This is a genomic window from Streptomyces sp. NPDC006372, from assembly GCF_040612515.1.
Taxonomy (GTDB): Bacteria; Actinomycetota; Actinomycetes; order Streptomycetales; family Streptomycetaceae; genus Streptomyces.
Genome location: NZ_JBEXQJ010000032.1, coordinates 19,616 through 35,704 on the forward strand (window position 1 = coordinate 19,616; position 16,089 = coordinate 35,704).

The window sequence follows — 16,089 nt, forward strand, 5'->3', positions numbered from 1 at the left end:
CCGTCGTAACCTGGCAATCATGAAACAGTGCACGCACGCCGACGCGCTGCCGCACCCCGAACCCGTCCCGCTCAGCGAGACGTGTCCGGAGTGCCTGGCGGAGGGCATGGATCCGGTACAACTACGGCTGTGCCTCAGCTGCGGTCACGTCGGCTGCTGTGACTCCTCGCCGGGACGGCACGCGGCGGAGCATCATAAGGAGTCCGGTCATCCCGTGATGAGGACGCACGAGCCCGGGGAGACCTGGCGCTGGTGCTTCGTCGACCATGTCCTGGTGTGAACCGGCGGAACCCCGGCTCAGGACGGTTCGACCAGGACGGTTCGACGGTCTGACGTCTGGGTACGTCAACCCGGCGCGCGCTCTTCCCATTTGGGCCCGCCCAACCCCTAGACACGGAGCGTGTCCACAGGTTTACTGTGAGTGACGGCAAGGGGTTGGGTCCCGGGGACAGGACCGTCGAGAGCGCGATAGCGTCACCGCTGAACCACGTATCGCGTTACCCCCGGGGGATTATCCCCGGCCCTGAAACGCTTGTACCACCATGGAGGTGAGGGTGTCCCAGATCGCAGGCGAGCCCGCGACCCAGGACTTCGTGGAAGTCCGGCTGCCGGCCGCGGGTGCCTACCTGTCGGTGCTGCGTACGGCCACGGCCGGTCTCGCGGCCCGTTTGGACTTCACCCTCGACGAGATCGAGGACTTGCGCATCGCGGTGGACGAGGCCTGCGCGATCCTGCTTCAGCAGGCCGTGCCCGGCTCGGTGCTCAGCTGTGTCTTCCGCCTCGTCGACGACTCACTCGAGGTCACCGTCTCGGCGCCCACCACGGATGGTCATGCCCCCTCGCGGGACACCTTCGCCTGGACCGTCCTGTCCGCTCTCGCGGGCAAGGTCTCGTCTGCCGTGGACAAGGACAAAACCGTTTCGATCAGCCTCTACAAACAGCGCGGCGCGGGACCCGGGCCGGCGTGAGGAACGAGGACGGGCCGGTGCGGGACGAAGAGCGCAGCACACGAGAGCTGCCGGCCGAGGGCACAAGCACGGGCGCGGAGACGGGCCCGAGCGGAACCCGGCGCATGGCGGCCGGTATCGACGGCATCCCCGAGCAGGCCCGCCCGCATCCGGAGGACGACTCCGCGGGGGCCGTCCTCCCGGGCGACGGGCGGCTGCACCGGGACGATGCCGTGCGGAGCGCGCCTCCGGGCGGGGGAATCACCGCATCCCCCGCCCAGGGAGGTCCACCCACTCGCGCGAAGTCGAGAGTGGCGGAGGAGGCGAGGGCTCGGGGAAGGGCGACGGGCGGGACGATGAGCGAGCACGAGCGACACTCCGACGACGCTGCGCCGAGCGCGCAGCACGCACATGCCGCGCAGCACGGCTCTCCGGACCGCAGCGGGGCGCGCGAGATGTTCCTCAAGCTGCGCGCCCTGCCGGACGGCAGCCCCGAGTACGCGGAGCTGCGCAACCAGCTGGTCCGGATGCATCTGCCGTTGGTGGAGCATCTCGCGCGCCGCTTCCGCAACCGCGGCGAGCCGCTGGACGACCTCACCCAGGTCGCCACGATCGGGCTGATCAAGTCGGTCGACCGCTTCGACCCGGACCGCGGCGTGGAGTTCTCGACGTACGCGACCCCGACGGTCGTCGGCGAGATCAAGCGGCACTTCCGCGACAAGGGCTGGGCGGTGCGGGTGCCACGCCGGCTCCAGGAGCTGCGCCTGGCACTGACCACGGCCACGGCCGAGCTCTCGCAGCTGCACGGCCGCTCCCCCACGGTCCACGAACTCGCCGAGAAGCTCGCGATCTCGGAGGAGGAGGTCCTGGAGGGTCTGGAGTCCGCTAACGCGTACTCCACGCTGTCCCTGGACGTCCCCGACACGGACGACGAGTCCCCGGCGGTCGCGGACACCCTCGGCGCCGAGGACGAGGCGCTGGAGGGCGTGGAGTACCGGGAGTCTCTCAAGCCACTGCTGGAGGACCTTCCGCCGCGCGAGAAGCGCATCCTGCTGCTGCGCTTCTTCGGCAACATGACCCAGTCGCAGATCGCGCAGGAGGTCGGCATCTCGCAGATGCACGTCTCGCGGCTGCTGGCGCGCACGCTGGCGCAGCTGCGCGAGAAGCTCCTCGTCGAGGAGTGACGGCTACTTCTCCGTACCGCCGGGGTTGCCGGGCCCGCGGATTCCGAGGGCCCGGGTCGTCTCGGGGTTCACGAGCAGGACGAGCGCCGCGACGGCCACGACCGCCAGGGCGATCCCGGCCGGAATGGCCATGCTGTCGGCCTGGAGCAGGTTGTAGGCCACCGGCAGGGCCATGAGCTGGGTGATGACGGCCGGGCCACGGCTCCAGCTGCGGCGGCCGAGCAGCCCGCGCGCGGCAAGCAGCGGCAGCAGCGCGAGCACGACCAGGGTGATGCCGCCGGTCACTGCCTGCTGCCGGTCGTCGGGATGACCCGTGAGACCGAGGACGAGGATCCAGACGCCGCCGACGACCAGCGCGAGCCCCTCCAGTGCCGCCAGCAGCGCGGCGTACGTCAGACGCCGGGGTCGGGGGCCGGCGGTTTCCTCGGTCGTTCGGGTCTGCTCACTGCTCACCCCTGAAGAGTAGCCCTCGTCGAACGCGCCCCCGGTGGCGAGGTTCGCCCCGGCCCTCTTACCTGATCCCTACCTCGGTCTGGGCCAGGTACCCCCCAGTAGGTACGCTGCCACTCATGCGTGCACTCCTCGTGGTCAATCCGGCAGCAACCACCACAAGTGCGCGCACGCGCGACGTACTGATCCACGCGCTAGCCAGCGAGATGAAGCTGGAGGCGGTCACCACCGAGTACCGCGGCCACGCGCGCGACCTGGGCCGACATGCGGCGGAGAGCGACGACATAGACCTGGTGGTGGCCCTCGGCGGCGACGGCACGGTCAACGAAGTGGTTAACGGCCTCCTGCACGCCGGTCCCGCCCCCGGGCACCTTCCCGGTCTCGCCGTGGTCCCGGGCGGCTCCACCAACGTCTTCGCCCGCGCCCTGGGCCTGCCGAACGACGCCGTGGAGGCGACCGGCGCCCTGCTGGACGCCCTGCGTGACGGCAGCGAACGTACCGTCGGCCTGGGGCTGACCTCGGGCACGCCGGGCTCGGAGGACGAGTCGGTGCCGGCCCGCTGGTTCACCTTCAACGCGGGGCTCGGCTTCGACGCCGGAGTGGTCGGCCGAGTGGAACAGCACCGCGAGCGCGGCCGCAAATCCACACACGCTCTTTACGTCCGCCAGGTCGTGCGCCAACTCCTCGGTGAGCCGAACCGCCGGCACGGGACGATCACGCTGGAGCGGGAGGGTGAGGAACCGGTCTCCGATTTGGTGCTGTCCATAGTCTCGAACACCTCCCCCTGGACGTTTTTGGGGAATCGCCCGATCTATGCGGCACCTAAGGCCTCGTTCGATACCGGTCTCGATCTCTTCGGTCTCAGCCGTCTGTCCACCGCGGCGGTTGCCCGTTATGGCACCCAGTTGCTCACTTCGTCCCCCGAGCGCGGACCCCATGGCAAGCACGCCACCTCTCTGCATGACTTGACGGAGTTCACCTTGCATTCGAAGGTGCCGCTCCCCCTCCAGATGGACGGTGACCACCTGGGGCTGCGAACCAGCGTGACGTTCACAGGCGTACGCCGAGCACTGCGTGTGATTGTGTGAGCAGAAGGGGCTAAAGTCCTTTCACTCGAACGTTTAGGCCAGGATCCACCCCATGGAAGTACGGCTGTGACCTAGTCGACACCGAAGAATCAAAAAAAACTTTCCAGAAGGGGTTGTGCCCGCCGCCGAGGTTTGCGAGTCTCTACGTGGCGATCGGGACGGCCCGCAACACCGGCCTCCACTGATCACCAGAACCCCTCTTCAACTCACAGGACCTCGTCAGGGAACCTGACGGTCGGCCCTTCACTTGTTGAGGGATTCGTGAAAGCGTTCACATTCACAAGCAACCCTGCACGTAATACCAAGGAGAGGTAGCAGCCATGGACTGGCGTCACAACGCCGTTTGCCGCGAGGAAGACCCCGAGCTCTTCTTCCCCATCGGCAACACCGGTCCTGCGCTGCTGCAGATCGAGGAAGCCAAGGCCGTCTGCCGTCGCTGCCCGGTTATCGAGCAGTGCCTGCAGTGGGCGCTCGAGTCCGGCCAGGACTCCGGCGTCTGGGGTGGTCTCAGCGAGGACGAGCGCCGCGCCATGAAGCGCCGCGCCGCCCGCAACCGGGCCCGTCAGGCCTCCGCCTGACAACCCACCCCTGCTGACAGCCTGAGCTTGGCGGCGCGTACAGCGAGTACGCATCTCCCGCCCCCGAGCCGCAGCGCGCAGTGCCCCCGATGCGCTTAGCACAGCAAAGCAGCAACGAGCTTTGAGCCCCGGGCCACCAAGTGGCCCGGGGCTCGATGCTTTTCCGCTGGCGCCGACAGAAGAACGGCGGCCGTTCTGTTCGCGTCTCCGGGCGTTCCTACTTTTCCCCGCGCACCGGAATGTCCAGGATCACGCGAGTGCCGCGTTCCTGGGCCGGAACCATGTCGAATGTGCCACCCAACTCGCCCTCCACCAGGGTCCGTACGATCTGGAGGCCGAGGTTGCCCGCGGTGTGCGGATCGAAGCCCTCCGGCAGACCGAGGCCGTCGTCCTGGACGGTGACCAGCAGCCGAGCCTCCTTCGTGGTGCCGCCGCGGACCGCCGACACCTCGACCGTGCCGGTGTCTCCCTCACGGAATCCGTGCTCCAGCGCGTTCTGCAGCACCTCGGTCAGCACCATCGACAGCGGGGTGGCGACCTCGGCGTCGAGGATGCCGAAGCATCCGGTGCGCCGGCCCGTGACCTTGCCCGGGGAGATCTCCGCGACCATCGCCAGGACGCGGTCGGCGATGTCGTCGAACTCCACGCGCTCGTCCAGGTTCTGGGAGAGCGTTTCGTGCACGATCGCAATCGATCCCACGCGTCGTACCGCCTCTTCGAGGGCTTCCCGGCCACGGTCGGACTCGATACGCCGGGCCTGGAGGCGGAGCAGGGCCGCCACCGTCTGGAGATTGTTCTTCACGCGGTGGTGGATCTCGCGGATCGTCGCGTCCTTGGTGATCAACTCACGTTCGCGGCGACGCAGTTCCGTCACGTCACGCAGCAGGACCAGCGAGCCGATACGGGTGCCCTTGGGTTTGAGGGGGATCGCGCGGAACTGGATGACCCCGTCGCTGGCCTCGATCTCGAACTCGCGTGGTGCCCAGCCGCTGGCGACCTTGGCGAGCGCCTCGTCCACCGGGCCCCGGGTCGGGGCGAGTTCGGCGGTGGTCTTGCCCAGGTGCTGGCCGACGAGGTCCATGGCGAGGCCGAGCCGGTGGTAGGCGGACAGCGCGTTCGGGGAGGCGTACTGGACGATGCCGTCGGCGTCGAGCCGGATCAGGCCGTCGCCCACCCGGGGTGAGGCGTCCATGTCGAGCTGCTGGTTGGCGAACGGGAAGGATCCGGCCGCGATCATCTGCGCGAGGTCGGAGGCGCTCTGCAGGTAGGTGAGCTCCAGACGGCTCGGGGTGCGCACGGTGAGGAGGTTGGTGTTGCGCGCGATGACCCCGAGGACGCGCCCCTCCCGCCGTACGGGGATCGACTCGACCCGGACCGGGACCTCTTCACGCCACTCGGGGTCGCCCTCACGCACGATGCGGCCCTCGTCCAGGGCGGCGTCCAGCATCGGGCGGCGCCCGCGCGGGACGAGGTGGCCCACCATGTCGTCCTGGTACGAGGTCGGGCCGGTGTTGGGGCGCATCTGGGCGACCGAGACGTACCGGGTGCCGTCGCTGGTGGGGACCCACAGGACCAGGTCAGCGAAGGAGAGGTCGGAGAGCAGCTGCCACTCCGAGACCAGCAGGTGGAGCCACTCGAGGTCGGTGTCGTCGAGGGCCGTGTGCTGGCGTACGAGTTCGTTCATGGAGGGCACGTGTGCGAGCGTACCCGGGGGTTTGTACGGCTCTGAAATGTACGGCCCGGATCTGCGCGGTACGGGCCGGTCAGGCGCCGGCCCCTGAAAACACCCGCGGGCCGCGGCGCCTGGGAGGGACCCTCAACCCTCCCGGCACCGCAGCCCGGAGCAGAATCGGCCGTGGGGTGTGCGGTCCCGGTCGGCCGAAGGACGAGGATCCGGGGCAGTCAGGGCAGAGAGCCTCGGTTCCTCTGTCCGCCTTCCTGTGCGGGGAAGACGGAGGCTGGTGCGCGCTTTACGCGCGCTGCACACGTGTTCTCATCACGCATTGTGGACTAGACCACTCATGGGTGTCCATGCGTTGGAGGCTGTTCGTTGTTGTTATTTCTCCGACTGCTCGGACGCACGGGCGTCCATCAGGCAGCCTAACCCGTGTGGGTTCCTGTGCGGGGCCAGATGGACATGGCAATTTCCGCGACCGCCTCCAGTTCCTCCCGGCTCGCCCCGTCCCGCGCCTGTTGTGACATGCCCTGGATCATCGCCCCCGTGTGGCGGGCCAGGGCGGCGGCATCGGTGTCCGGGGGCAGCATGCCGGCGGCGACGTCGGCCCTGATGCGGCTCTCGAACGCGGCGATGTTGGCGTTGCGGCGGTCCCTCAGTGACTGTTCGACCTCGGGGGTCGAGCAGTTCGCGGCGGCGTGGACGACCAGACAGCCGTGCGGATGGCCGGGTTCCGTGTACGCCGTTGCAGCCTCACGCAGCATGCGCTCGACGGCACTCCAGGCGGTGGGCTCCTCGGCGAGGGCCCGGTCGGTGAACGAGCCGTAGCGCGTGCCGTAGACGCGTACGACCTCCTCGAAGAGGGAGCGCTTGTCGCCGAAGGCCGCGTAGAGGCTGGGGGCGCCGATGTCCATGACGCGGGTGAGGTCGGAGACGGAGGTGGCTTCGTAGCCGTTTTCCCAGAAGGCGAGGAGGGCCTTCTCCAGCGCGGTCTCGCGATCGAAGGAACGGGGGCGGCCGCGAGGCCTGCCCTTGGCCTTGCCGCCGCCGGGGGCCGCCGTCGCCCCGGCGCTCGTCGTCGCCCCGGGGGCCGTTGCCCCGGCTCCCTCGGCCTTCGCGGTTCGGTCGTCGTTCACCATGGAGTGCATTTTATAGCGGGCACTAGAGAAATGTCGTCGACTGTTGTACGGTCATTTCTGTAGCGACCGCTAGGTAAATGAGAAGGGGGAGCCACCATGGGCGTGCTCACGGGCAGGACGGCACTCGTCACGGGGGCGAGCAGGGGCATCGGGCGAGGCATCGCCGAGCGGCTGGGGCGCGACGGCGCGCGAGTCGCGGTGCACTACGGCAGGAACGAGACGGCGGCGAAGGAGACGGTCGCGGCGATCGAGGCAGCGGGCGGCTCGGCTTTCACGGTGGGAGTGGAGCTGGGCACCCCAGGGGACGCCGAGGCTCTGTGGGCGGAGTTCGACCGGCACGCGGACGGGCTCGACGTCCTGGTGAACAACGCGGGGATCGGAAACACCCGCCCCATCGAGGAACTCGACGAGCAGGAGTACGACAAGGTCTTCGCGGTGAACGTGAAGGCGCCGCTCTTCATCCTCAAGCACGGCATGACGCGGCTGAGGGACGGAGGCCGAGTCGTCAACATCTCCTCGGGGCTGGCCCGGACGGCGGTGATGCCGGACAACATGGCCTACGCCATGACGAAGGGCGCGCTGGACGTCCTCTCCCGGGACCTCTCCAAGGTGCTGGGACCGCGGGGCATCACGGTGAACTCGGTGGCGCCGGGGATCATCGATACGGACAACACGGCCCGGTTGCTGCGCGGGACTGCCGACGGCTGGGCGAAGGCCGCGGCGATATCGGCGCTGGGCGGGGTGGGCGAGCCGGCCGAAGTCGCCGACGTGGTGGCGTTCCTGGCCTCGGACGCGGGGCGGTGGGTCACGGGGAGCTGGGTGGATGTGACGGGGGGTTCGCTCACATAGGCGCGCGGCGTCGGAGGACCCAGCGGTGCGTCGGAGGCCCCATCGCCCGCTCCCCTCAGCGGGTCTCCGTCACCTTCGCCAGTGCGCGGGGCGCGTCCGGGTCCTGGCCGCGGGCGATGGTGACTTCGTAGGCCAGGAGCTGGAGGGGGATGATCTCCAGGACGGGCTGGACCTCTTCGGCCACGTCGTCCGTCGGCAGGACGAAGCCGGCCGATGCCTGCCCGACCTGACTCCTGGGGCCGATGACCACCAGGTCGGCGCCACGTCCTCGCAGCCGGTCGAGGACGGGCTGGAGCGCCTCCCCGCCCTTGCCGTCGGTGACCACGGCGATGACCGGGGACACGTTGTCGACCATGGCGAGCGGTCCATGCAGCAGATCGGCACCGGAGTAGGAGAGGGCGGGGATGTAGCTGGTCTCCATCAGCTTGAGGGCGGCCTCCTTGGCCGTGGGATAGCCGTAGCCGCGTGAAGTGATCACCATGCGCTCGGCGAAACGGTAGCGGGCGGCGAGGGCGCGGACCTCGTCCTGCCGGGCGAGCAGCTGCTCGGCGAGGTCCGGCAGCACGTGTGCGGGCGCTCCGTCGCCGCCGCGCAGACCCTCGACGAACAGATAAAGCGCGAGGAGGGAGGCGGTGTAGGTCTTGGTCGCGGGAAGGGCCTTCTCCGGTCCGGCCATGATGTCGATGTGGTACTCGGAGACATCGGCGAGCGGTGAGTCCGGGTTGTTGGTGACGGCCAGCGTGATGGCGCCGGCCTCGCGGGCCGCCCGGGTCGAGGCGACCAGGTCCGGGGAGCCGCCGGACTGGCTGACGGTGACGACGAGGACGTCGGTGAGGTCGGGACGAGCGCCGTAGGCCGTGGTGGTGGACATCGAGGTGAGCCCGCAGGGCAGGCCGAGCCGGATCTCCAGGAGGTACTTGGCGTAGAGGGCGGCGTTGTCGGAGGTGCCGCGGGCGGTCAACAGGACGAAGCGGGGGGTGCGGGCGGCGATCCGTCGTGCCACGTCCTGGATGGCGGGGGCGCCGTCAGCCAGGATCCGGCGCAGGACGGCGGGCTGCTCCGCCATCTCCTGGGCCATGACCCGGCCGGGGAGTTCACTGAGGGGGTCCGGTGCGGGGGCGGCGGTCATGGCGGGGTCCTTCCGGGGCACGGGCAGATGCAGCTCCCATTCCACTCCCCCACGCCGTGGAAAGCCCAGGCGGGACCGGCAGTGTTCACCTGCTGGAGACCTGGTCGGCATGGTGCGGTCGGCTGCGCGGGAGCAGGGGCCCGCACCCTGGGAGCGGCGCCCCCGCTCTGTTAGATTGGTCTAAACCACATGACCCTCCAGGGTCCGGTCCCAGGTGAGCGTTCCTCTCAGATCGGCAGGCCCAGCGTGGAAGTTGTCATCGTCCCGGACGCCAAGGCGGGCGGCGAGCTCATAGCCGAGGCCATGGCGCAGCTGCTCCGACGCAAGCCCGACGCCCTGCTCGGCGTGGCCACCGGCTCGACGCCGCTGCCCGTGTACGAGGCACTGGCGGCGAAGGTGCGCTCCGGTGCTGTGGAGGTCGCGCGGGCCCGTATCGCACAGCTCGACGAGTACGTGGGACTGCCCGCCGACCATCCGGAGTCGTACCGCTCGGTGCTGCGGCGTGAGGTGCTGGAGCCGCTCGGGATCGGGATGAGCCAGTTCACGGGGCCGGACGGCACCGCCGAGGACGTGCCGGGGGCGTGCGAGGCGTACGACAAGGCTCTCGCGGACGCCGGGGGTGTGGACCTTCAGCTGCTCGGGATCGGGACCGACGGGCACATAGGGTTCAACGAGCCGTGCTCGTCGCTGGCCTCGCGGACCCGGATCAAGACGCTGACCCAGCAGACCCGGATCGACAACGCGCGCTTCTTCGACGGCGACATCGACCAGGTGCCGCACCACGTGATCACGCAGGGCATCGGCACCATCCTGGAGGCCCGGCACCTGGTGCTGCTCGCCACCGGTGAGGGCAAGGCGGACGCGGTCGCGGCGACGGTGGAAGGGCCGATGGCCGCGGTGTGCCCCGCGTCCGCGCTCCAGCTCCACCCGCACGCGACCGTCGTCGTCGACGAGCCCGCTGCGTCGAAGCTGAAGCTGGCGGACTACTTCCGGCACACGTACGTCAACAAGCCGGACTGGCAGGGGATCTAGCGGGCCTGGAACCTCCAGCTCCAGCAGGCCGTCCTCGGCCGGCTCGTCCTGCCCCCCAGGCCGACCACCCACAGCGGCATACCCATGGGTGACGAGCAGGGGCGCGGCACGGTCCGGCGGGCGTGGCTGTCGGCCAGGTCCGCCGCCGGCGGGTCAGCGCCGCCGTGACCAGGAGCAGGGGGTCCTACAACCCGGCGATCACCTCGGCCGCCGCCCGGCCGCAGACGCGGGCCGCGCCGTGCGTGGCGATGTGCAGGGCGCCGCGCGGAGCGGCCCGGGGGACGCCCATCTCGACCACGATCGTGTCGGGGCGGGCGGCCAGCAGGGTGTCGAGGGCGGAGGCCATCCAGGGGTGGCGGTGCTCGTCGCGGACGACCGCGATGATGCGGCGTGGGCCGGCCGCCTGGAGGGCCGCCCGCCCCGCGTTCTCCCCGGCCTCGTACTCCTTGCCGTCCGTGGCGGCGGAGAAGGTGCCGGTCACCGTGCCCGGCAGGAGCTGGACGAGTTCGGCGGCGACGCCCCAGGGGGTCTCGTCCCCGACCGCGATGTTGGCGACGGGGGTGAGGGCGGCGACGTAGGGCGGTTCGGTGAGGGGCTTGAAGCTGTCCCTGCTTCCCAGGCCCTGATCGACGGTCACCGTCAGGGCGCGGCGTGCGGCGTGCAGGCCGATGTCACCGCCGGTGGTCTCCGCGGGCGTACGGTCCACCGTGCTCGCCCAGCGGGCCAGGGCGCGTACCCGGTCCGCGGCGTCGGCCAGGCGTTCCTCGGGCAGGTCGCCCGTGCGTACCGCCGTGACCAGGGCGTCCCGCAGCCGGAGTACGGTCGCGTCGTCGGCCAGGCCGCCGCCCACGCAGATCGCGTCGGCACCGGCGGCGACGGCGAGGACACTGCCGTGTTCGATGCCGTAGGTGCCGGCGATGGCCCGCATCTCCATGCCGTCGGTGACGATGAGGCCGTCGTAGCCGAGGTCGCCGCGCAGCAGGCCGGTGAGGATGCGGCGGGAGAGGGTGGCGGGCCGGTCGGGGTCCAAAGCCGGGACCAGGATGTGGGCGCTCATCACGGCCCGGGTGCCGGCGGCGATGGCCGCACGGAACGGGGTCAGCTCGCGGTCCGCCAGCACCTCGGCGGAGACGTCGATGCGCGGGAGCGCGTGGTGGGAGTCGACGGCCGTGTCGCCGTGGCCCGGGAAGTGCTTGGTGCAGGCGGCGACCCCGGCGGACTGCAGGCCCGTCACGTAGGCCGCGGTGTGCCGGGCGGCCAGTTCGGTGTCGGCGCCGAAGGAGCGGACACCGATCACCGGGTTGCGGGGGTCGGAGTTCACGTCGGCGGACGGTGCCCAGTTGAGGTTGACGCCGCAGGACGCGAGACGGAGGCCCAGTTCGTGGGCGACCTGGTGAGTGAGCTCGACGTCGTCGACCGCGCCGAGGGCGTGGTTGCCCGGGAAGGAGGAGCCGGACCGCACCTCCAGGCGGGTCACGTCACCACCTTCCTCGTCGATCGCGACCAGCACGTCGTCGCGCTCGACCCGCAGCTGGGCGGTCAGCGCGGCCAGCTGGCCGGGGGAGGCGATGTTGCGGCCGAACAGGCCGACGGAGGCGAGGCCCTCGCCGAGCCGGCGCAGCAGCCAGTCGGGGGCGGTGGTGCCGGTGAAGCCGGGCTGGAGAACCGTCAGGGCGTCACGCGTGAGCGTGTCGGTACCGCTGGCGAGTGTCGTCATCGGGTGGGGTCATCCCTTCACGGCGCCCGCGGTCAGGCCCGCGGCCATCTTGCGCTGGACGAGGAGGAACAGGGCGACGATCGGCACGGCCATCATCGTGGCTCCGGCCATCATCGGGGCGTATTCGGTGCCGTGCTTGGTGGTGAAGTTACCGAGCCACACGGTCGCGGTCTGGTTCTTCTGGCTGAGCAGCATCAGGGCGTACAGGTACTCGTTCCAGGCCTGGATGAAGCCGTAGACCGAGGTGGCGACCATGCCGGGGGCCAGGAGCGGGAAGACGACCCGCAGGAAGGCGCCGGTGCGGGAGCAGCCGTCGACCATGGCCGCCTCCTCCAGTTCCTTCGGGATGTTGACGATGAAGCCCCGCAGCGTCCACACCGTGAAGGGGAGGATGAAGGTCAGGTACGTGATGATGAGGCCGGTCAGCCGGTCGTACTGGCCCAGGTCGTTGAGGAGCAGGAACACCGGGATGATCATGGCGACCAGCGGCACCATCTGGACCGCGAGGATGCCGACGATCACGATCTTCCGGCCGCGGAAGGCGAAGCGGGAGATGGCGAGCGCGGCCAGCAGCCCGACGGCCATGCCGATGACGACCACCGCCAGCGACACCACGAGGCTGCGGCCCACCGGGCCCCAGAAGTCTGCGATGTCCAGCGCCCGGCCGAAGTTGGCGAAGGTGATGCCGGTGGGCAGCAGGCTCGGGTCGGGGTCGATGGCGTCCTTGGCGGGCTTGAACGCCGTGTTGAGCATCCAGTAGAGCGGGAAGCCGGCGATGACGAAGACGAGGAGGCCCAGGAGATTCCAGCCCAGCCGCGACTTCCGGCGGCCGGCTCCGGCGAGCGTGCTCATTCGACCTCTCCGATCTTCAGCATCTGCCGCATGTAGACGGCGACCACGCCGAGCAGCAGCAGGACGGTGATCAGCGCGATGGCCGAGCCCTGGGCGTAGTCGTTGACCACGAAGGCCCGGTCGTAGGAGTAGGTGTTGAGGACCTGGAACTCCGGCTCCGGGTGGCCGTTACGCATGACGAACACCTGGGGGAAGACGCCCATGTCCCAGATGACCGACAGGGTCGTGAGCATCACGATGATCGGCTTGAGGACGGGCAGGGTGACGTAGCGGAAGACGCCCCAGGAGCCGGAGCCGTCGAGGCGGGCGGCCTCCTCCAGTTCCTTGGGGACCTGCGTGAGACCGGCGCTGAGCGTGATGACCACGAAGGGCACGGCTCCCCACACCACCAGCAGCATGATCACGGCCAGCCCCTCGGGTCCGCTCGCGAACCAGTTGTGGCCGACCATGTCGACGCCGGGCAGCTTGCTGAGGAGCGCGTTGAAGACGCCGTAGTCCGAGTCGAAGAGCCACTTGAACACCGTGGTCGCCACGATCACGGGCATGCCCCAGCTCGCCACCAGCACGATGTTGATGAGCACCTTCAGCCAGCCGGACACCCGCTGGAGCAGCAGGGCGAGTGCCATGCCGATCACCATCGTGAGGACGACTGCTCCGGCCGCGAAGACGATCGTGCGCAGGACGACGGCCCAGAACTCGCCGTCGCCCAGCACTTCGGCGAAGTTGTCGAAGCCGACCGTCTCGGCGGGCTGGAAGCCCCACAGCTGGGACTGCCCGAACTTCTGGAAGGAGAGGGTGACCAGGCGGGCCAGCGGATACCCCATGACCGCCGCGAGGACCAGCAGGCAGGGCGCGAGGAGCAGCCAGGGGATGGCGGCCCCGCTCGACGGCCGCCGCACGCGTGGCAGGTCGTCGGCGGGAGGGGGCGGCGCCTGCCGCGATGGCGGCACCTTGGCGGGGGTGGTGGTGTCTGCGGCACTCATCGCGCGCTCCTTGGCGGTCCCTCAGGTCTTGACGGCGGCGGGGCTCCGCCGATGAGGGAGCCCCGCGCGAAGGTCACTTGGTGTTGATGACCTTGTCGATCGCGGCGTCCGCCTCCTTGGCGGCGGCCTCGACCGACTTCTTGCCGGTGCCGATGCTCTGCAGCATGGTCTGCAGGATCTGCGCCTTCTCGACCTGGCCCCAGCCGGGGGCCATCGGGACGAACCAGCTGGACTCGGCCGCGGTGGCGGGGACCGCCGTCTTCGGGTCGTTCTTCAGGGTCGCGAGGTCGGTCTTGTTGTTGGGCAGGTTGCCCTTGGCCATCAGGCCCTTCTGACCGGAGGAGCCGGTGAACGCGTTGATCCACTCGGCGGCCAGAGCCTGCGCGTCGGACTTCACCGGCACGGCGAGGTCGCTGCCGCCCAGGAAGACGGGCATGTTCCTGCCCGACGGGCCGGGCATCACGAAGTTCTCGAGGTTGCCCTTGAGCTTGCCGGTCTTGTCGTTCTTGGGGTCCTCGGAGGTCGCGCCCTCCCAGGCGGCGGCGAAGATCATGGCGGACTTGCCCTGGCCGTAGACGATGTAGCGGTCGGACTCGTCCTTGGTCTTGTCGCCGTGCATGTAGGCGTCGACGACGTTCTTGAACTCCTTGAGGCCCTTGAGGGACTCGGGCGAGGAGAGGGAGGCCTTCCACTGGCCGCCCGACTCGGTGGCGATGGCGCCGCCGGCGTCGTAGACGAAGGACATGGCCGCGTACCAGTCCCGGGTCGGCTGGTACCAGGCGCTGAACTTGCCGCCCTCCTTCTTCTGGATCTTGTCCAGGGCGGCGGTCAGTTCCTTGTAGGTCTTCGGGGGTGTCTTCACCCCGACCGAAGCGGCGACGTCCTTGCGCCAGTTGGCGACGCGGCCGCCTGCGTAGTACGGGACGCCGTAGGTCTTGTCCTCGTAGGTCACCGAGGCCTTGAGGCCGTCCAGCCAGGCGTCCGAGTTGTCGAACTCGGCGGCGTCGAGGGGGGCGAAGGCGCCCTTGACCATGTAGCCGAGCATCTCGGTGTTGCCCATTTCGACCACGTCGGGGGCCTTGTCCGTGGCGAGGACGGCGTCGAGCTTGGCGTTCTTGTCGGGCCAGCCGTAGTACTCGTGGTTGATCTTGAGGCCGGGGTGCTTCTTCTGCACGGCGGCGTCGGCGGCCTTCACCAGTTGCGGCCAGTTGTTCTGGGCGTCCACGGTGAGCCAGACGGTCAGCTCCTTGGCGTCCGCGCCCTTGTCCGAACCCCCGCCGCCGCCTTCGCCCCCGCACGCCGCGATGGAGACCATCATGCCCGCGATACCGATCGCGGATATCAGCTTGCGCTTCACGCCACCCTCCTCAGGGATGCCACGAACCCCCCTGCTCCCCGCGGTGAACGTGGGGCACCAGGACCTGGACCAATGGTGTAGACCAGTACGGGGAGCTTGGACCAGACCAGCAGACCTGTCAAGGGTCCGGTATGGCCTCTGACCAGCCGTTATGCGACCTACATATGCAGGAACCTTTAAGTAAGAAGCCAGCGAAAACCCGGGTGGACACGGCATACTCCGGGTAGACCACTCACAGTTGTGGACTAGACCAAAAGAGACGCCGACGGTATACAGGTGGGATCGTGTCGGCAGACGGAGCCGGGAAGGCGGAGCATGAGCACCGACGTCAGCAGTGCGGAGAACGAGAACGGGGCACCCGTCCGTACCGCACGCGTGCCCAAGTACTACCGCCTGAAGAAGCATCTGCTCGACATGACCGACACACAGGCGCCCGGCACGCCGGTCCCGCCCGAGCGCACGCTGGCGGCGGAGTTCGACACCTCGCGCACCACCGTGCGCCAGGCGCTCCAGGAGCTGGTCGTCGAGGGCCGGCTGGAACGCATCCAGGGCAAGGGCACCTTCGTCGCCAAGCCGAAGGTCTCGCAGGCACTGCAACTGACCTCGTACACCGAGGACATGCGCGCCCAGGGGCTCGAACCCACGTCGCAGCTGCTGGACATCGGCTACATCACCGCCGACGACCGCCTCGCCGGCCTGCTCGACATCACGGCCGGCGGCCGGGTGCTGCGCATCGAGCGGCTGCGCATGGCCAACGGCGAGCCGATGGCCATCGAGACCACCCACCTGAGCGCCAAGCGCTTCCCGGCGCTGCGCCGGTCCCTGGTGAAGTACACGTCCCTCTACACGGCGCTCGCCGAGGTCTACGACGTCCATCTCGCGGAGGCCGAGGAGACCATCGAGACCTCCCTGGCCACCCCGCGCGAGGCCGGCCTGCTCGGCACGGACGTCGGCCTGCCGATGCTGATGCTCTCCCGGCACTCACGGGACCGCGAGGGCCAGCCGGTGGAGTGGGTGCGGTCGGTGTACCGCGGGGACCGGTACAAGTTCGTCGCGCGGCTGAAGCGGCCCGCGGAATGAAACCGGAGTGAAGGACGAGGCTCCGCCGC

General features: G+C 69.5%; 16 protein-coding genes. 8 read left to right on the plus strand and 8 right to left on the minus strand.

The features are described 5' to 3' along the window. Positions 1–19: 19 nt before the first annotated feature. The 3 genes from ABZ016_RS33510 to ABZ016_RS33520 all read left to right on the plus strand — a co-directional run bounded on the left by ABZ016_RS33510 (position 20) and on the right by ABZ016_RS33520 (position 2,131). On the plus strand, positions 20–280 hold the full coding sequence (locus tag ABZ016_RS33510) for a UBP-type zinc finger domain-containing protein (protein ID WP_345660305.1): 261 nt from the start codon (positions 20–22) through the stop codon (positions 278–280). 274 nt (positions 281–554) lie between these two features. Next, the gene (locus ABZ016_RS33515) at positions 555–968 is read left to right on the plus strand and encodes a hypothetical protein (RefSeq protein WP_003992877.1); all 414 of its coding nucleotides are present in this window, start codon (positions 555–557) and stop codon (positions 966–968) included. Positions 969–985: 17 nt separating this feature from the next. After that, positions 986–2,131 carry an RNA polymerase sigma factor SigF gene (locus tag ABZ016_RS33520; RefSeq protein WP_356920466.1) on the plus strand — a complete coding sequence of 382 codons (1,146 nt, stop codon included), beginning with the start codon at positions 986–988 and terminating at the stop codon, positions 2,129–2,131. A 3-nt stretch (positions 2,132–2,134) separates the two neighbouring features. Here ABZ016_RS33520 and ABZ016_RS33525 read toward each other — a convergent pair whose 3' ends face one another. Further along, positions 2,135–2,584: a hypothetical protein gene (locus tag ABZ016_RS33525; RefSeq protein WP_356920467.1), complete on the minus strand. Its 450-nt coding sequence runs from the start codon at positions 2,582–2,584 to the stop codon at positions 2,135–2,137. Between the two features lie 116 nt (positions 2,585–2,700). Between ABZ016_RS33525 and ABZ016_RS33530 the strand changes: the two genes are divergently transcribed. Together ABZ016_RS33530 and ABZ016_RS33535 are read left to right on the plus strand one after the other, a co-directional pair. Then, positions 2,701–3,669 carry a diacylglycerol kinase family protein gene (locus ABZ016_RS33530; protein WP_356920468.1) on the plus strand — a complete coding sequence of 323 codons (969 nt, stop codon included), beginning with the start codon at positions 2,701–2,703 and terminating at the stop codon, positions 3,667–3,669. A 320-nt stretch (positions 3,670–3,989) separates the two neighbouring features. Next, positions 3,990–4,247 carry a WhiB family transcriptional regulator gene (locus tag ABZ016_RS33535; RefSeq protein WP_003992873.1) on the plus strand — a complete coding sequence of 86 codons (258 nt, stop codon included), beginning with the start codon at positions 3,990–3,992 and terminating at the stop codon, positions 4,245–4,247. 217 nt (positions 4,248–4,464) lie between these two features. Here ABZ016_RS33535 and ABZ016_RS33540 read toward each other — a convergent pair whose 3' ends face one another. Next, positions 4,465–5,931 carry a PAS domain-containing sensor histidine kinase gene (locus ABZ016_RS33540; protein WP_356920536.1) on the minus strand — a complete coding sequence of 489 codons (1,467 nt, stop codon included), beginning with the start codon at positions 5,929–5,931 and terminating at the stop codon, positions 4,465–4,467. Positions 5,932–6,347: 416 nt separating this feature from the next. Beyond that, the gene (locus ABZ016_RS33545; protein ID WP_356920469.1) at positions 6,348–7,061 is read right to left on the minus strand and encodes a TetR/AcrR family transcriptional regulator; all 714 of its coding nucleotides are present in this window, start codon (positions 7,059–7,061) and stop codon (positions 6,348–6,350) included. A 96-nt stretch (positions 7,062–7,157) separates the two neighbouring features. Here ABZ016_RS33545 and ABZ016_RS33550 point away from each other — a divergent pair, with 96 nt between their 5' ends. Then, a complete protein-coding gene (locus ABZ016_RS33550; RefSeq protein WP_356920470.1) occupies positions 7,158–7,910 on the plus strand; it encodes an SDR family oxidoreductase in 753 nt (250 codons plus the stop codon). Positions 7,911–7,965: 55 nt separating this feature from the next. On the opposite strand, the gene ABZ016_RS33555 is transcribed toward ABZ016_RS33550, so the two are convergent. Beyond that, on the minus strand, positions 7,966–9,039 hold the full coding sequence (locus ABZ016_RS33555; protein ID WP_356920471.1) for an SIS domain-containing protein: 1,074 nt from the start codon (positions 9,037–9,039) through the stop codon (positions 7,966–7,968). A gap of 246 nt (positions 9,040–9,285) precedes the next feature. On the opposite strand from ABZ016_RS33555, the gene nagB reads away from it, so the two are divergent. Beyond that, complete coding sequence (gene nagB, locus ABZ016_RS33560) at positions 9,286–10,071, plus strand: glucosamine-6-phosphate deaminase (RefSeq protein ID WP_356920472.1); 786 nt, start codon at positions 9,286–9,288, stop codon at positions 10,069–10,071. Positions 10,072–10,255: 184 nt separating this feature from the next. Here the strand turns inward: nagB and ABZ016_RS33565 are convergent, their stop codons facing one another. The 4 genes from ABZ016_RS33565 to ABZ016_RS33580 form a co-directional block, all read right to left on the minus strand. After that, positions 10,256–11,788, minus strand: a complete 1,533-nt coding sequence (locus ABZ016_RS33565; protein WP_356920473.1) for a glycoside hydrolase family 3 protein — start codon at positions 11,786–11,788, stop codon at positions 10,256–10,258. A 9-nt stretch (positions 11,789–11,797) separates the two neighbouring features. After that, complete coding sequence (locus tag ABZ016_RS33570; RefSeq protein WP_356920474.1) at positions 11,798–12,640, minus strand: carbohydrate ABC transporter permease; 843 nt, start codon at positions 12,638–12,640, stop codon at positions 11,798–11,800. After that, positions 12,637–13,623 carry a sugar ABC transporter permease gene (locus ABZ016_RS33575; RefSeq protein WP_356920475.1) on the minus strand — a complete coding sequence of 329 codons (987 nt, stop codon included), beginning with the start codon at positions 13,621–13,623 and terminating at the stop codon, positions 12,637–12,639. Before ABZ016_RS33575 ends, ABZ016_RS33570 begins: the two co-directional genes overlap by 4 nt. Before the next feature lie 73 nt (positions 13,624–13,696). Beyond that, entirely contained in the window at positions 13,697–14,980 is a 1,284-nt protein-coding gene (locus ABZ016_RS33580; protein WP_356920476.1) for an extracellular solute-binding protein, read from the minus strand. A gap of 315 nt (positions 14,981–15,295) precedes the next feature. Here ABZ016_RS33580 and ABZ016_RS33585 point away from each other — a divergent pair, with 315 nt between their 5' ends. Further along, complete coding sequence (locus ABZ016_RS33585) at positions 15,296–16,060, plus strand: GntR family transcriptional regulator (RefSeq protein ID WP_356920477.1); 765 nt, start codon at positions 15,296–15,298, stop codon at positions 16,058–16,060. Positions 16,061–16,089 lie beyond the last annotated feature (29 nt).

Coding starts and splice junctions, on each gene's coding strand:
- ABZ016_RS33510 (WP_345660305.1), top strand. CDS start 20: ATGAAACAGTGCACGCACGCCGACGCGCTGCCGCACCCCGAACCCGTC.
- ABZ016_RS33530 (WP_356920468.1), top strand. CDS start 2,701: ATGCGTGCACTCCTCGTGGTCAATCCGGCAGCAACCACCACAAGTGCG.
- ABZ016_RS33535 (WP_003992873.1), top strand. CDS start 3,990: ATGGACTGGCGTCACAACGCCGTTTGCCGCGAGGAAGACCCCGAGCTC.
- ABZ016_RS33540 (WP_356920536.1), bottom strand. CDS start 5,931: ATGAACGAACTCGTACGCCAGCACACGGCCCTCGACGACACCGACCTC.
- ABZ016_RS33545 (WP_356920469.1), bottom strand. CDS start 7,061: ATGGTGAACGACGACCGAACCGCGAAGGCCGAGGGAGCCGGGGCAACG.
- ABZ016_RS33550 (WP_356920470.1), top strand. CDS start 7,158: ATGGGCGTGCTCACGGGCAGGACGGCACTCGTCACGGGGGCGAGCAGG.
- ABZ016_RS33555 (WP_356920471.1), bottom strand. CDS start 9,039: ATGACCGCCGCCCCCGCACCGGACCCCCTCAGTGAACTCCCCGGCCGG.
- ABZ016_RS33565 (WP_356920473.1), bottom strand. CDS start 11,788: ATGACGACACTCGCCAGCGGTACCGACACGCTCACGCGTGACGCCCTG.
- ABZ016_RS33570 (WP_356920474.1), bottom strand. CDS start 12,640: ATGAGCACGCTCGCCGGAGCCGGCCGCCGGAAGTCGCGGCTGGGCTGG.
- ABZ016_RS33575 (WP_356920475.1), bottom strand. CDS start 13,623: ATGAGTGCCGCAGACACCACCACCCCCGCCAAGGTGCCGCCATCGCGG.
- ABZ016_RS33585 (WP_356920477.1), top strand. CDS start 15,296: ATGAGCACCGACGTCAGCAGTGCGGAGAACGAGAACGGGGCACCCGTC.